Below are 13375 nucleotides of genomic sequence, written 5' to 3' on the forward strand. Positions count from 1 at the left end.
CCCTCCCCCCCCCCCCCCCGCCCCCCCCCCCCCCCCCCCCGCCCCCCCCCCCCCCCCCCGCCGGCGGCGGCTGCAGCGGGCCGGGGCGGGCGGCCAGCGGGGCCACCACCCGGGTGGGCCGCGGCAGCGGCGCGCCGGTCGGACCGCCCTCGCCGGGGCGGGGGCGCTGCGGCAGCGGCCGGCCCTCGGGCAGCAGCGCGTCGGGGTGCGGGCGGCCCTGCTGCGCCAGGTCCGGGTGCTCGCCCGCGCTGCTGCTGGCCGGCACGCAGGCCCAGAGCAGCACGGCCGCGCCCGGCAGCCACGGCTCGCGGGTGTCCGGCGCGACGATCCACCGGCCGCTTCCCGCACCCGGAGCCTCGCCCTGGTCGACCGGCCGCTGCACCGGCGGCACGGTCACCGCGTCGCCCAGCCCGTGGCAGAGCAGCGGCGGCACGTCGCGGGCCCACTCCTCCCAGGCCAGCAGGGTGCGCAGCCGCGGCGCCGCCCCGGGCTGGACGAAGACCAGGGTCCGCCCGCGGTAGACGGCGACCGGCCCGCAGCCCGGCCCGGAGGCCCAGAGCTCGTCCAGCACCCGGCGGCCGAAGAGCGCCGGCATGCTGATCACGTCGAAGGCCTTGCCGCAGGGCAGCACGGTCGGCGCCCAGGGGCGCGCCTGCCACAGCGCGCGCATGCTGCGCGGGTACTCGCTGGCCGAGGCCAGCCAGGCCTCGCCCGCGACGGTGAGGTACTCCACGGATTGAAAGGTCCAGATGTCCACGCCCAGCAGCGTGCTCCGGGCGCGTCGGGCCGCGCAGCGAAAATCCCGTTCGCCGGACAGTGCGGGCGGGGGCGGCGTAAGCTTTCCGGCCGCATATGCCAGCGGCCGCCCGCACCCGTCGCGGCGGCCCGCCCGTGGGCCCGCCGGCAGCTCCGCCCGTGGCCCCGGGGGTGGCCCTACCGCTCGCCGGTCCGGGGCTGACGCTGCAGGCCACGGCCGTACTCGACCATCCGGGCCGCGTAGTCCGGGGTCCAGTCGACCCGGGCGGCGATCTCGGCGGCCGAGAGCGCGTCGAACCGCCGCGGGTCGGCCAGCTGCGCCGCCGCTATCGCCTGGAAGTCGGTCGCCCGTTCCGCCGCCACCCGGAAGGCCAGTGCCAACTCGGTCGAACGCCTCAGCAGTTCGGCCGGGTCGTCGATGTTCTCCAGCTGGAAGAACCGTTCCGGCTCGGCCACCAGCGCGTCGGGTTCGAAGAGCAGCGGGGCCGGCCGCAGACGGCGCGGCGGGTCTTGGCGATCGGGCATGCGGAAACACCTTCGGTGACGAGGAGCGGATCTCGGCCGTCGTCCATTGTCGCGCGTGGGGCGCCCGCTACGGAACGGTGCGGAGGCGGGCGCTGGGCCGAGCTCCCGCGCCGGGGGCGTACCTCGCCGGGTCCGCCGGCCCGCGCACCCCGTCCCACCAGCGACGATGTGACCTGCGGCTACACCCGCACCCGGTGCTCCGCCAAGTGCTCCAACACCCGGTGGTTGGCCTCCCAGCCGTCCGGGAACTGGGCGCCGACCCGCTCCAGCAGCGGGATCACCTGGCCGCCGATCTTCTCCTGCCAGTCGCCGGGGATTCGCACCGCGGCCCCCAGCTGGACCGGGTCGGTGGCGGGGTGCTCGTCCAGCAGCTGCGCGATCCCGGCCCGGGCCACCACGATGCAGGCGTGCCGGTGGCGGGAGGCGAGCACGCAGAGCCGGCCGGTCTCCAGGTGGAAGGCGGTGGCGTCCGGACGGCCCGAGAGCGGGTGCAGCACCACCGTCACGTCGTACTCGCGCCCCTGCAGCCGGTTGGCGGTGTCCACCGTGACGGCCGGGCCCAGCGTCGGGTCCACCGGCACGCCCAGCTCGGTCAGCGCCGCACGCACCGCGGCCGCCTGGTCACGGTGCGCGGTGCCGACCGCGATCCGGCCGGGGGTGAGCGGCTGCCGGCCCTGCTCGGAGACGGCCAGCAGGTCGTTCTCCAGCAGCCGGCGCACGGTGGCGGCGACGGCCGCCACCGCCTGCGGGTCGGTGCGCACGGTGTGCCGGGCCGGCAGCTCCAGCAGCGCCCAGCCGTGCTCGGCGGCCTCGTCGATCGCGCCGTCCACCGCCGAGCCGTCCGAGCGCCCGCCCGCCAGCAGCAGCCGCTCGCCGGGGCCGGTGCCGGAGCGGAACGGCGTGCACGGGTAGAAGGCGGCCGAGATCAGCGGCGCGGCCGAGGCGGGCAGCCGCCAGGAGACCGGCAGTCGGTGCGGGGTGATGGCCGGGTTGTGCGCCAGCAGGGTGACCACCGCGCTGCTGGAGGGGTCGTAGGACAGGCCGCTCCACTGCTCGGTGCCGACCACCGTGAAGGGGTCCAACTGCCCCGGGTCACCGACGAACAGGGCCCGGTCGAAGAGCCGGGCGACCGCCAGCAGCGCGTCCGAGCGCATCTGGTAGGCCTCGTCCACGATCGCGTGCCGCCAGGGCTCGACGTCCTTGACCCACTGCCACTTGGCGGCCGTGGAGACCACCACGTCCTGCTCCAGCAGGTCGCCGGGCTTGCTGCTGGCCGTCACGCCCGGATGCCGCAGCGCCTCGGCGGCCGGGCGGGCGTCGCTGCTGTGCAGCCGTCCGATCCGCAGCTCGGGGGCCTTGCCGGCCAGCCGGTCCACCAGGTCGTCCACCTGGCTGTTGGTCTGCGCCACGATCATCAACCGCTCGCCCGCGTCGACCAGTTCGCGGGCGGCCTTGACCACGAGCGTCGACTTGCCGGCGCCGGGCGGGGAGTCGACCACCACGCCCCGCGGCGCCCCCGGGGCGGGCCGCACGGTGGCCGCCAGGATCGCCGCCACGGCGGCGTCGGCGGGCGCGCCCGGATCGACGGCGGCGGGCGGGGCGGGGGGGGGGGGGCCGGGGCCGGGGGCGGGGGGCCGGCGCCCGGATCGACGGCGGCGCTGGGGGCGGCGGCGACGAGGCCGGGGCCGGCGGGGACCGGGCCGGTGGCGGTCGGGTCGAGGCGGGGCTGGAGGGAAGTCACAGTGCTGTTCATGCCCACTCTTCGCTGCCGGAAGTCGAATGCGCGGTGGCCGACGGCGGACCGCCGTGTGTCCACGGAGTGTCGTCCGGCTCCGGCAGCGGCGCGGACTGACGCACCGTCAACTCGAAGAGGGTGAAGGTGACCTGCTCGCCGACCGCGGGCAGACTGCCGGGCCGGGGCTCCTTCCCGTTGCCCATGCCGTTGAGCACCCGCAGGGTGAGCAGGCCGGCGGCCCGGTCGAAGGCGACCACCGAGGCCTTCTGGGAGACCTTCGGCGCGGCCGGCCCGCTCTGGACCTGCTCGCCCTCGGCCTGCTCCCCGCCGACCTGCTCGACGCCGGCCGCCGGGCGGGGCGCGACCGGTGCCCGGTGGACCTCGCGGCCCAGGTCGGCGTGCGGCTGGTCGGCGGTGCGCACGGTCAGCAGCGGACGCGGCTTGGGGGAGCGGCCCGAGGTGTCCCAGTCGGGCACCAGCTCGGTCACCACGCCGCTGAACGCCTCGCCGGCCAGCCGCCGTTCGGCCATCGCCAGCGGATCGTCCAGTGCCTCCTGGACCTCCACCCTGACCTGCTCGCGCTCGCGCTGGGCCAGCTTGCGGGCCGCGGTCACCGCGTCGTCCAGGCGCGGCTGCGGCGGCTCGCCGGCCGCCAGCCGGTCGCGGTGGCCGGTGTAGGACCAGCGGTCGCTCTCCCAGCGCTCCGCCAGGTGGGCGGCCGGCGGCAGCGCGCGCAGCAGGTCCAGGCCGTGCCAGACGTCCCGCCAGGTCGGCAGCAGGACGCCGAGCAGCACCTCGCGCAGCCTGGCCACGGTCTGCTCCAGGTGGGCGTGCGCCTCCCGGGTCCGCGGACCGTCCGGTCCCTCGGCCTGCTGGGCGGTGCGCAGCGCGCCCAGGGCCGCGTCGTGGCGGGCGATCGCGGGAGCCAGCACCTTCTCGTCGAAGCGCGGGTCGGTGGCCGGCCCGGCGGGCGGGTGCAGCAGCTGGCCCAGCTCGTCGCGCGCGGTCTCGGCGTGCTCCGCGGCCTGGGCGCCGCGCAGGCCCGGTGCCGGTGCGTGCCAAGCGAGTTGGGCTGCCAGGTGCTGGTCCTCCAGGTGGCTCTGGCCGGTCGCCCAGTGCCGGGCGAGCAGGCCGGTCATCGGCAGCAGCAGGCAGGCGCCGGGGACCTGGGCCCGGTCGGTGAGGTGGGTCAGCCAGCGCCCGAGCAGCGGCACCCGGGCCGGCGCCGGATAGGGGCCCGGGTCCGGGTCCTCGGCGGTGCGGCGGAACCGGGTGGCCCGTCCGAGCAGCGCCAGGTGGCGCACCGCGCCGGTGTTCGGCACCAGCAGCTGCGGGGCGTCGGCGCACAACTCCCGTACCACCGGGGTCTTCTCGCCGCTCTGCGGATCCTTCTCGCTGCCCTCGATCAGCTCGACCTCGGCGCCGAAGGACTCCAGGTAGGGGAGCAGGTCGCCGGCCAGTTCGGAGAGGAACGCCGCCCGCCGGTCGCGGTTGAGCGGCTGCGGCACGATGTGCAGCCGCGGGCTCTGCCGGTCGGTGCCGAGCAGGACGGCCAGCGGCGCGCCGTCCTCCGCGGCGGCCGCCAGCGGGACGAGCACGAGAGGGCGCTCGGAGAGGTGCCGGTGGCGGACGGTGGCCAGCGGCTCGGCGCGACCGCTGCGGACCGCCTCCAGCCGGGCCAGCGTGGTCAGCAGGCTCATCCGCCCACCCCGGCCAGGGCCTCCGCGCGCAGCCGCGCAGCGTGCCGCAGGCGCTCCACGGCCTCGTCGAGCTCGCCCGACTCCCGCTCGCCGTCATCCCCGTCCGGCTCGCGGTCCGGCTCCCGGTCCGGCTCGCGCCGCGGCGCGCCGGCGGCGGCGGCCAGCGCCGCGCCGACCATGCGCAGGCCGCCCAGGTCCGCCCGCACCCCGCGCCCCACCTGCTCGACCGCGTCCGCGCAGCGGGCCTGCGCGCGGCAGTGGAAGCCCAACTCGCAGGACGACAGGCACTCCGGTCCGTAGGAGGCCGGTACCGCCTCCACCGCCTGAGCCAACTCGGCCGCCGGGCGGGTCGGTTGGCCCGCCTCGTCGGGGGCCAGGTCGAAGCTGGTCCCCGGCGGCAGCGCGTCGAGCAGGTCCTCGATCCGGGTGAGCCGGGCCAACTGGCGCCGGGTGGCGGCGACTTCCCGGCGCACGTCGATGGCGGCCGCGGTCGGTCGCTGTCCGAAGTCCTGCGGGCAGACCAGCAGCACCGCGGGCTCCGGACTGCCCGGCAGCCGCGGGTCCTCGTACGGTCCGTACCGGGCGTCGTGCCCGCCCGCCTCCTGCAGCGCCAGCACGTAGACCGCGGCCTGCCGGGCGGCCGCGCCCACCTTCGCCGGATCGGCCGAACCGTCCAGCACCGGAAAGGACTTGATCTCCACCACGGTGCACCGCCCGCCGTGCACGATCACCGCGTCCGGCTCCAGGTAGGCCGGCGCGCCGGCCACCAGCCGCCGCAGCATCGGGTGGTCCAGCAGCGTCCAGGCCGCCGGGTCGGCGAGCGAGTCGGCCACCGCCGCGGCCAGTGCCTCGGCGGTGCGCGCCGCCCGCACGGCCGGGCCCGAGCGCGGCAGCAGGTCGGGCTCGGCCAACCGGGCGCCGTCGTCCGGCGGCAGACCGAGGTGGCGGCGCAGCGGGGCCAGCAGCGCGGCGCAGCCGTCCGCCTTCAGCCGGGCCTCGAAGAGCGTGCCGCGGGCGATGGCGAACGGGGAGCGGCCGAACGGCGCGGGCCGGCCCAGCCGGCCCGCCACCGCCGCCTTGTCCACCCCCGCGGCATCCAGCAGGGCGCGGCGGCGGCAGCCGGGGTTGGCCGCCAGGGCGGCCAGCGCACGGGCGTCGAGGCCGCGCTGGTCGGCCGGGCCGCGCAGGGCGGCGAGGCGCCGCACCGGCCCGGCCGCGAGATCGGGGAGCGAGACGTTCATGGTGCTCGCCAGTCTCCCACCCACCACCGACAACACGCCCCACCAGCCCGACCACCGCGCCACCCCCGCGCCGACGTCACCCGCCGCGGCCCGGTCCGCGCCGCCCCCGCCGGCCGGGTGGGGGATCATGGAGCGGAACGCTTCGATCGTGCCCAGCCCCCAGGAGTTCGCGATGCCCGCTCGTCTGATCCTCGTCCGCCACGGTGAGACCGCCTGGTCGGCGAGCGGCCAGCACACCGGCCGCACCGACATCCCGCTCACCGAGGAGGGCCGCGCGATGGCCCGCGCGGTCGGTGCCCGGCTGCAGCGGGCGCCCTGGCGCGGCCTGCCCGACGCGCGGGTGCTGACCAGCCCGCTCTCCCGGGCCCGGGAGACCTGCGAGCTGGCCGGTTTCGGCCACCGGGCGGTGGACGAGCCCGCCCTCATGGAGTGGGACTACGGCGCCTACGAGGGCCGCACCGGCGTGGACATCCGCGAGCACGACCACCCGGGCTGGCTGATCTGGCGCGACGGGGTGCCCGGCGGCGAGAAGCTCTCCGACGTCGCGGCCCGCGCCGACGGCCTGCTCGCCCGGCTCGCCGACGACCACGGCACCCCGCACCCGGACACCACCACCATGCACGCGGCCGACTGCGACGTGGTGCTCTTCGCCCACGGCCACCTGCTGCGCATCCTGGCCGCCCGCTGGCTGGGCCTGGCGCCGGAGTACGGCCAGCGCCTCAAGCTGGGGACGGCCGCGCTCTCGGTGCTCTCCTGGGAGTACGGGCTGCCCGCGCTGGAGATCTGGAACGACCACAGCCACCTGGACACCCTCACCGCCTGACCCGCACCCGCCCGACCCGCACCCGCCCGACCCGCACCCGCCCGCCGCCGGCTCAGGCGGCCAGCGCGCCCTGGTCGTGCCGCTCCAGGAAGCTGCGCACCTCGCCGAGGGCCTCGTGCCCGCGCAGCCGGGCCGCGGTGTCGGCGACCATGCCGCGGATCCGCGCCGAGCGGACGCCGGTGAGCAGTTCCACCGCGGCGCTGCCGTGCGCGGCGGCCCCGACGAGGTCGCCGCGCCCGAGCCGGTCGTGCGCGAGCTCCGCGGTGTACAGCGCCCGGTTGCGCACGAAGTGCGGCTCCTGGAGCAGCGTCGCCTGCGCGGCCCGCTCGCTGGCCCGGTCCCACTCGCCCAGCGCCGACCAGCACTGCGCCTCCAGCCCGGCGATCTCGGCCTCGCCGAAGAAGGACATCCACTCCGGGTCGGACTCGCCCGGGCCGCGCTCGAAGAGCGTGTGCGCGCGGGTCAGCGCCCGCTCGCAGGCCGCCCGGTCCCGCAGCAGCGCCCACGCACCGGCCTCGCGCATCGCCAGCAGCGCGAGCAGCCGCTCCGAGTCGAGGCCGCGGGCCGCGCTCTGTCCGGCCTGGGCGGCCCGCAGCGCCTCGCGCGGGCGGCCGGCGTCGCGGGCCAGGAAGGCGCTGTTGCAGAAGACATGGGCCTCCAGCGCCGCGTCGCCGGCCATCCGGGAGGTGGCCAGCGCCTCGGCGTAGAAGGAGCGCGCGTCGCCGAGCCGGTTGGAGTCGTGCGCCAGCCAGCCCACCGAGATGGCCAGCTCCCCGGCGGTCGACTGCAACCGCCGTTCGGTGGCGAGCGAGTAGTCGCCATCGTTGAGCAGCACGTACGCGCCGCGCAGCGACCGTCCGGCCCGCTCCAGCAGGGCGTCGGCGCCGTGCACGTCGTCGGCCAGCCGGATCTCCCGGACGGCGTCCTCGACGGCCTGGACGTCGGCCGAGCCGACCTTGCGCGGGGCCGGTTGGGCCACCGGCTGGAGCGGCGGCAGCGGGTCGGCGCTGGTGGCGGCCCGGGCCGGCGCGTCCAGGCCGAGTACGGCGGCCAGGGCGGTCGGTCCGCCGCTCAGGAACGTACGGCGACGCACGTCGTCGTTCTCCTCGTCAGGGTGGTGCACGGCGGGATCGGGCGCGGTGGATCCCGGTGCGGTGGGCGGCGCGGGCCGCCGGGCCGGTGGGCGGCGCCGGACGGCCGTCCGCGGGGAGAAGCCGAGGTCCTCCAGGGACCGGTCCGGCCACATGTGCCGGAACACCCGCTCGTAGGCGTAGTTGGGGCAGCGGATCTCGCCGGCCTCCACCCGGCCGATGTACCGGGCGTCACAGGAGACGTGCTCGCCGATGCCCCGGGCCGCCCGGCGGATCGTGGTGGCGAACTCCGCGGGGGAGAGGTCGCCGCGCAGCTCGCGCATCGCGGCGTTGGGGGTGGGCGCGGTGTTTGCGGAGGCTGCGGGGGCTGCCATGGTGCGCTCCGAGGTGGTGCGGGGCACGGTACGTGGGGATGCCGATGTGCCCCGGTGTGTCGGAAATGGTCCGACCGGGGCGACGGCTCGACAGTACCGGCTGTCATCAGGCACTCACGAAGTGTTTAGGGGAAAATGACGCCTATTTAGGAGTAAAGCGGACATTTCTCTGCGGTTTTGCCATGAAATGCCAAAGCTTGCTGTAAGGCGCCCCGTGGCCATCCGCCGGCCGGGCCCGTTGTGTTGATAACGGGACACCGGGCACTGCCCGCCCCACCGGTCACATTCATACCATCAGTTCACTTGTCTCACTGACGGACCCTCAGTTTCGCCCAGCCCGTGGGAGATCGGGCAGCGCCGGGGCGAACGGCGGGGAAAGCGGATGTGAGGGAACACGCGAGGGAAAGCAGGAGGGCCAGCATGATGGTCACCGGATTGCCGCAGTTCCGCAGCCTGTTCGCCGGGGAGAGCGCCCGCCGTGCCGAGCCGGCCCGGTCGCCGCAGCCGCGGTCGGCCGCCGGCCGGGGTGCCCCCGGTGGCGCGCAGGCCTCCTGGCGCGGCTGCGACACCGTCACCGTCCCGCTCCGGCACGGGCTCGAGACGGTGGACATCCTGCGGCTGCGCCGGGCCTGCGGCTCGGCCCTGCAGGGCACCACCGCCACCGCCGGCGCCACCGTGAGCTTCCTGGTCCCCAGCGGCACCGCCGAGCGCTGGCACCTGCCCGGCACCTCGTGCACGGCCGGCGCCGTGCCGCTGCCGCCCACCGACCCGCGCTGGCTGGTCCCGCCGGCCGCGCCGGACGGCTCCCCGGCCCCCACCGACCCCTGGGTCCTGCGCTCCGCCCTCTGTGAGGCCGCCTGCACGCTGACCGCCGGCGGCTTCGGCCCCTACTGACCGGGTCGCCCTCACCCTCGCCGGACTCCCCCCGCCGGCCACGCGCACCCGTCACCCCCCGCCGGGCCGGCCCCCACCGGCCACCACCTGCGCGTTCCCCCCGCGCGCGGGAGATACTTCGCTCCATGGGACGAGACCGCGCCGCCCGCAGGCAGCCGAGCAGCACCTCCGACGCGCCCGCCACCGGCGGTGCACGGTCCCGGACCACCGACACCGGCCTGGCCGAGCTGGTCCCCGACCGCGACCGGCCGCAGGCCTTCTCGCTCCTCCTCGACGGAGCCCCGCAGTCCCACGTGGACCTGGCCGACCCCACCCACCTGGGCTTCGAGTACCAGCGCCGGCTGGGTCACCTGGTGGACCTGGCGGCCGAGCCCGGCAAGCCGATCCGGGTGCTGCACCTCGGCGGCGGCGCGCTGACCCTGGCCCGCTACACCGCCGCCACCCGTCCGCGCTCGCGCCAGCAGGTCGCCGAGCTGGACGGTGCGCTGACCGAGTGGGTCCGGGCCGAACTCCCGCTCCCGGCGGCCTGGCAGATCAAGGTGCGCGGCGCCGACGCCCGCGCGGTACTGGAGCGGGCCCCGGAGGCCGGCACCGACCTGGTGATCGCCGACGTCTTCTCCGGGGCCCGGGTCCCCGCGCACTGCACCACGCTGGAGTTCGCCGCCCTCGCCTCCCGGGCGCTGGCCCCCGGAGGGCGCTACACCGCCAACATCGCCGACGGCGGCTCGCTCGCCTTCGCCCGCTCGCAGGTCGCCACGCTGCTGGCGGTCTTCCCCGAGGTGGCCCTGATCGCCGATCCGGCCGTGCTGCGGGGCAAGCGGTTCGGGAACCTGATCCTGGTGGCGGCCCACACCTCCCTGCCGATCGCCGAGTTGACCCGCCGGACCGCCTCGGACTCGGCCCTGGGCCGGGTCGAGCACGGCCGTGAGCTGGCCGCCTTCACCGGCGGCGCCGCGGTGGCGACGGACGAGCGGGCCGCGCCCTCTCCGGCCCCTCCGCCGGACACCTTCCGGCACGCCGGCCGCTGACCGTTCGTCCCTGACCGCTCGTCCCACCAGGCAGCCGGGAGCCGAGCCGCCGGCCGGGCCGGTGCCCGGCGGTGCCCCCGCGCTCAGTGTCCGCGCGGCAGGCCCCGGTGCTTGTACATGGCGGCCCCGGTCAGCAACAGTCCGGCCGCGATCGGGATGAGCACCGCGTCCTGCGAGCCGGTGGCCGCCAGCGGTCCGCCGCCGGAGCGCCGGGTGGGCGGCGCGATCACCGCCAGGCTCCCGTCCACCCGCGGCCGCGCGCCACCGGTCGCGCTGCGGCCATCGCCGGCCCCGACCTCCGCCGTGCTCGCGACGCCGGGGGCGGCACCGGCCACGCCGGACCGCGCGCTGTTCCGGGAGACGGCGAACTCGGCGATCCGGGCGGCGAACGCGCCGAGCGAGCCCCCCTCGGCCGGCGCGCCGTCGGTGACCCGGTTGACCGCGCCGGGCACGCCCACCGCACGGCCGCGCCACCCGTCGGCCGCACCCCAGCCCCGGTGGTCGCCGTAGCCGCCCTGCGGGGAGAGGCCGTTGCGGTCCGCCCCGCCGCGGGTGACCGGGAACCCCGAGGCGTCGGCGGCCCGGTCGGCCTGGTCGACGCCGCCCTCGGCCGGTGCGCCGCCCTGCGGCTCGGTGCCGACGCGCGGCGGCTCCTGCGGCCCGCGGCCCTCGGTGGGTGCCGCGGGCGCCGCGGGCGCGGCGGGCAGCAGGACGGCCGCGATGGCGAAGGCGTCGGGCACCGTCGCCACCTGTCCGGGGAGCGGCAGGCCGCCGGCCTTGATCCGGTTGTGCAGCAACTCGTCGACGGCGCCGCCCGCTCCGGTGGTGCCCGGCGTGGTTCCCCCCGCCGGGCCCGGACCGCCGGCCGCGCCGGGTGCGGAGCCGGGGGCGCCGGCGGCCAGGTCGGCGGCACCTCCCTCGACCGGTCCGTCCGCCCGTCCGGCGATCGGGCGGCCCAGCCGGCCGACCGACTCGACCCGCTGCACGGTGTCCCCCGGCGGCTGACCCGCCACCGCCTGCGCGCTGCCCAGGCCCAGGCCGAACCCCCAGACCTGCGCCAGGACCGCCCCGCCGGCGGCCAGTGTGCGGGTGCGCGGCCCGGGCCGCCGGCGCCCGCCGCAGCGGTGCGGCACCGGGAGTGCGGCAGCGGGCGGCGGCTCGGACCCGGGGGGCGCTTGGTTGGCTCGCACGTGAGGGGAGAACGAACCGGCGCCGGGAAGGTCACGCCGGCCCGACCGCCCGGGTGGCGGCATCGCTCCCGGGAGAGCGATTTTCAGCCGATCTGACGGTATGACAGGTACGGGCCCGACTGGCGGGTCCCGCGCCCGGATCCGGGCCCCGGCGCCGGGCGCCCGCGGGTGCTCAGGAGTTGGGGCGCAGCGTCCAGAGCACCGTCATGACGCCGGTCACGGCGCCGTCCTCGCGGGTGATCTCCACGGTCACCGGGAACTCCGGGCGCTTGCCCTCGTCGAGCTCGGCGACGATCTCCGCGACCGGGCGACCCAGCGTCGCGGTTGCGGTCACGGTGCCCATCGCCAGCTTCTTGTAGGCGATCTCGGCGCTGACGGCGAGCGGGACGGCGCGCGAGAGCTGGTCGCCGAAGGCCGCCAGGACGATGCAGCCGCTGGCCGACTCCGCCAGCGTGAACATGGCGCCGGCGTGCGGGCCGCCGACGTGGTTGTGGTAGTCCGGCTGGTCGGGGAGCTGCAGGACGGCCCGCTCGGGGGTCGTCTCCAGGTACGCCAGCTTCAGGGTGCGGGCCATCGGGACGGTGGAGTCCAGCAGCTGGCCGATCGAAGGAGTGCTCATGGCGGTCATGTTACTTGCCGGTAGCTTCGAGTGGCAGGGGAGCCGGGGAGAAGTTTTTCCCGCAAGGAGCCCGGCCCGGAAACGACTTGAGGGTCTGATCTCCGAAGAGATCAGACCCTCAAGTTCTGATGGGGTGAGTGACGGGACTTGAACCCGCGGCCACCTGGACCACAACCAGGTGCTCTACCAACTGAGCTACACCCACCATCTGTCCGGGGCGTTCCCGCTCCGACAGGAAGAACTCTACAGGATCCGAGGGAGTGCTCGCGCCAGGGTTTCCGGAGGCGGCCGAGGTGGGACGGGGCGCGCCCCCGGGGTGGTGCGGGCTCGCCCCCCGTCACCCACCCGCGGCCGGGTCAGTCCGTGGGGAGTTGGTGCTTGGCCGCGATCGCCTTGGCGGTCTCGGTGTCCGGGCCGGGCGGCGCGACGAACACCGACTCCCGGTAGTACCGCAGTTCGGCGATGCTCTCGCGGATGTCCGCCAGCGCCCGGTGGCTGCCGCCCTTCTGCGGGCTGTTGTAGTACGCCCTCGGGTACCAGCGGCGGGCCAGCTCCTTGATCGAGGAGACGTCCACGATGCGGTAGTGGAGGTGGCCCTCCAGGGCCGGCATGTCCCGGGAGAGGAAGCCGCGGTCGGTGGCGACCGAGTTCCCGCACAGCGGGGTCCGCCCGGCCTCCGGCGCGTGCTCCCGGATGTAGGCGAGCACCAGCTTCTCGGCCTCGGCCAGCGTCGCCCCGTCCGCCAGCTCGTCGAGCAGGCCGGAGGCGGTGTGCATGGTGCGCACCACGTCCGGCATGGTCGTCAGAGCCTCGTCCGGCGGGCGGATCACGATGTCCACGCCCTCGCCGAGGATGTTGAGCTCGGAGTCGGTGACCAGGGCGGCGACCTCGATCAGGGCATCCCGATCGAGGTCCAGGCCGGTCATTTCACAGTCGATCCATACCAAACGGTCGTTCACGTGAACCACCCTACGGCGCGAGCCCGCCCCCGGGGCAGTGCTGGGGCGCCGGACACGGCGAGCCGTGGCCCGGTCGACCCGCGCCGCCCACCCCCGGCCGGCGAGCCGCCGGGGCGCGCCGGCTGGCGGCGGATCACCTGCCGGGGCCTCAGCGCGGGCAGGTGCCGGTGGGGCCGCCCATCGGGGCACCCCACCGACCATCGCACCTCAGTCGCGCGGCACGCCGGAGCCCGACCCCGTCGGGGCGACGACCACCGCCGGATCCGCCGCCGCACCGGGGCGTCGTGCGCCCTCCGCCGGACCGTCGCCGCTCGCCTCGCCCGGGCCGTCGGCCCCCTGCGGCGGCACCCCGGGCCCGGAGCGCCCCGCGCCGGCGAAGCGCGGCCGGGTCTCCGAGCCCCCCGCAGACGCCGGGTGGGCGTCGGCACCGTGGCCCCCGG

General features: G+C 77.0%; 11 protein-coding genes, 1 tRNA gene and 2 pseudogenes. 3 read left to right on the forward strand and 11 right to left on the reverse strand.

Annotated elements, in window-relative coordinates; translation table 11 throughout:
- Positions 1 to 244: 244 nt before the first annotated feature.
- The 5 genes and pseudogenes from ABD323_RS34630 to ABD323_RS34650 form a co-directional block, all read right to left on the reverse strand.
- Positions 245 to 757, reverse strand: a pseudogene (locus ABD323_RS34630) (bifunctional DNA primase/polymerase); the annotation flags it as partial.
- Positions 758 to 933: 176 nt separating this feature from the next.
- Positions 934 to 1281: a hypothetical protein gene (locus ABD323_RS34635; protein ID WP_344446045.1), complete on the reverse strand. Its 348-nt coding sequence runs from the start codon at positions 1279 to 1281 to the stop codon at positions 934 to 936.
- Positions 1282 to 1460: 179 nt separating this feature from the next.
- Positions 1461 to 2837 (reverse strand): AAA domain-containing protein, encoded by a 1377-nt coding sequence (locus ABD323_RS34640; RefSeq protein WP_344446046.1) that lies wholly within the window; start codon positions 2835 to 2837, stop codon positions 1461 to 1463.
- Between the two features lie 193 nt (positions 2838 to 3030).
- Positions 3031 to 4716 carry a hypothetical protein gene (locus tag ABD323_RS34645; protein ID WP_344446047.1) on the reverse strand — a complete coding sequence of 562 codons (1686 nt, stop codon included), beginning with the start codon at positions 4714 to 4716 and terminating at the stop codon, positions 3031 to 3033.
- Positions 4713 to 5957, reverse strand: a complete 1245-nt coding sequence (locus ABD323_RS34650; protein WP_344446055.1) for a hypothetical protein — start codon at positions 5955 to 5957, stop codon at positions 4713 to 4715. The genes ABD323_RS34645 and ABD323_RS34650 overlap by 4 nt, the downstream gene beginning before the upstream one ends.
- Positions 5958 to 6129: 172 nt before the next feature.
- Between ABD323_RS34650 and ABD323_RS34655 the strand changes: the two genes are divergently transcribed.
- Positions 6130 to 6780 carry a histidine phosphatase family protein gene (locus tag ABD323_RS34655; RefSeq protein ID WP_344446048.1) on the forward strand — a complete coding sequence of 217 codons (651 nt, stop codon included), beginning with the start codon at positions 6130 to 6132 and terminating at the stop codon, positions 6778 to 6780.
- Positions 6781 to 6832: 52 nt separating this feature from the next.
- Here the strand turns inward: ABD323_RS34655 and ABD323_RS34660 are convergent, their stop codons facing one another.
- Positions 6833 to 8245, reverse strand: a complete 1413-nt coding sequence (locus tag ABD323_RS34660) for an NsdA family TPR-like regulatory protein (RefSeq protein WP_344446049.1) — start codon at positions 8243 to 8245, stop codon at positions 6833 to 6835.
- Between the two features lie 420 nt (positions 8246 to 8665).
- On the opposite strand from ABD323_RS34660, the gene ABD323_RS34665 reads away from it, so the two are divergent.
- Together ABD323_RS34665 and ABD323_RS34670 are read left to right on the forward strand one after the other, a co-directional pair.
- Positions 8666 to 9139 (forward strand): hypothetical protein, encoded by a 474-nt coding sequence (locus tag ABD323_RS34665; protein ID WP_344446050.1) that lies wholly within the window; start codon positions 8666 to 8668, stop codon positions 9137 to 9139.
- A gap of 125 nt (positions 9140 to 9264) precedes the next feature.
- Entirely contained in the window at positions 9265 to 10167 is a 903-nt protein-coding gene (locus ABD323_RS34670; RefSeq protein ID WP_344446051.1) for a spermidine synthase, read from the forward strand.
- Positions 10168 to 10250: 83 nt separating this feature from the next.
- On the opposite strand, the gene ABD323_RS34675 is transcribed toward ABD323_RS34670, so the two are convergent.
- From ABD323_RS34675 to ABD323_RS34695, 5 genes and pseudogenes are all read right to left on the reverse strand, one after another.
- Positions 10251 to 11300 carry a hypothetical protein gene (locus tag ABD323_RS34675; RefSeq protein WP_344446052.1) on the reverse strand — a complete coding sequence of 350 codons (1050 nt, stop codon included), beginning with the start codon at positions 11298 to 11300 and terminating at the stop codon, positions 10251 to 10253.
- Between the two features lie 229 nt (positions 11301 to 11529).
- Entirely contained in the window at positions 11530 to 11985 is a 456-nt protein-coding gene (locus ABD323_RS34680; RefSeq protein ID WP_344446053.1) for a DUF4442 domain-containing protein, read from the reverse strand.
- Between the two features lie 120 nt (positions 11986 to 12105).
- Positions 12106 to 12181, reverse strand: a tRNA-His gene (locus ABD323_RS34685).
- Positions 12182 to 12332: 151 nt separating this feature from the next.
- Positions 12333 to 12935 carry an oligoribonuclease gene (orn, locus tag ABD323_RS34690; RefSeq protein ID WP_344446054.1) on the reverse strand — a complete coding sequence of 201 codons (603 nt, stop codon included), beginning with the start codon at positions 12933 to 12935 and terminating at the stop codon, positions 12333 to 12335.
- A 207-nt stretch (positions 12936 to 13142) separates the two neighbouring features.
- Positions 13143 to 13375, reverse strand: a pseudogene (locus tag ABD323_RS34695) (hypothetical protein); the annotation flags it as partial.

The organism is Kitasatospora nipponensis (assembly GCF_039528135.1).
Taxonomy (GTDB): domain Bacteria; phylum Actinomycetota; class Actinomycetes; order Streptomycetales; family Streptomycetaceae; genus Kitasatospora; species Kitasatospora nipponensis.

Excerpts from the sequence above, each read along its gene's own strand:
- ABD323_RS34635 (WP_344446045.1), bottom strand. The coding sequence starts at position 1,281 with ATGCCCGATCGCCAAGACCCGCCGCGCCGTCTGCGGCCGGCCCCGCTG.
- ABD323_RS34645 (WP_344446047.1), bottom strand. The coding sequence starts at position 4,716 with ATGAGCCTGCTGACCACGCTGGCCCGGCTGGAGGCGGTCCGCAGCGGT.
- ABD323_RS34650 (WP_344446055.1), bottom strand. The coding sequence starts at position 5,957 with ATGAACGTCTCGCTCCCCGATCTCGCGGCCGGGCCGGTGCGGCGCCTC.
- ABD323_RS34655 (WP_344446048.1), top strand. The coding sequence starts at position 6,130 with ATGCCCGCTCGTCTGATCCTCGTCCGCCACGGTGAGACCGCCTGGTCG.
- ABD323_RS34660 (WP_344446049.1), bottom strand. The coding sequence starts at position 8,245 with ATGGCAGCCCCCGCAGCCTCCGCAAACACCGCGCCCACCCCCAACGCC.
- ABD323_RS34665 (WP_344446050.1), top strand. The coding sequence starts at position 8,666 with ATGATGGTCACCGGATTGCCGCAGTTCCGCAGCCTGTTCGCCGGGGAG.
- ABD323_RS34670 (WP_344446051.1), top strand. The coding sequence starts at position 9,265 with ATGGGACGAGACCGCGCCGCCCGCAGGCAGCCGAGCAGCACCTCCGAC.
- ABD323_RS34680 (WP_344446053.1), bottom strand. The coding sequence starts at position 11,985 with ATGACCGCCATGAGCACTCCTTCGATCGGCCAGCTGCTGGACTCCACC.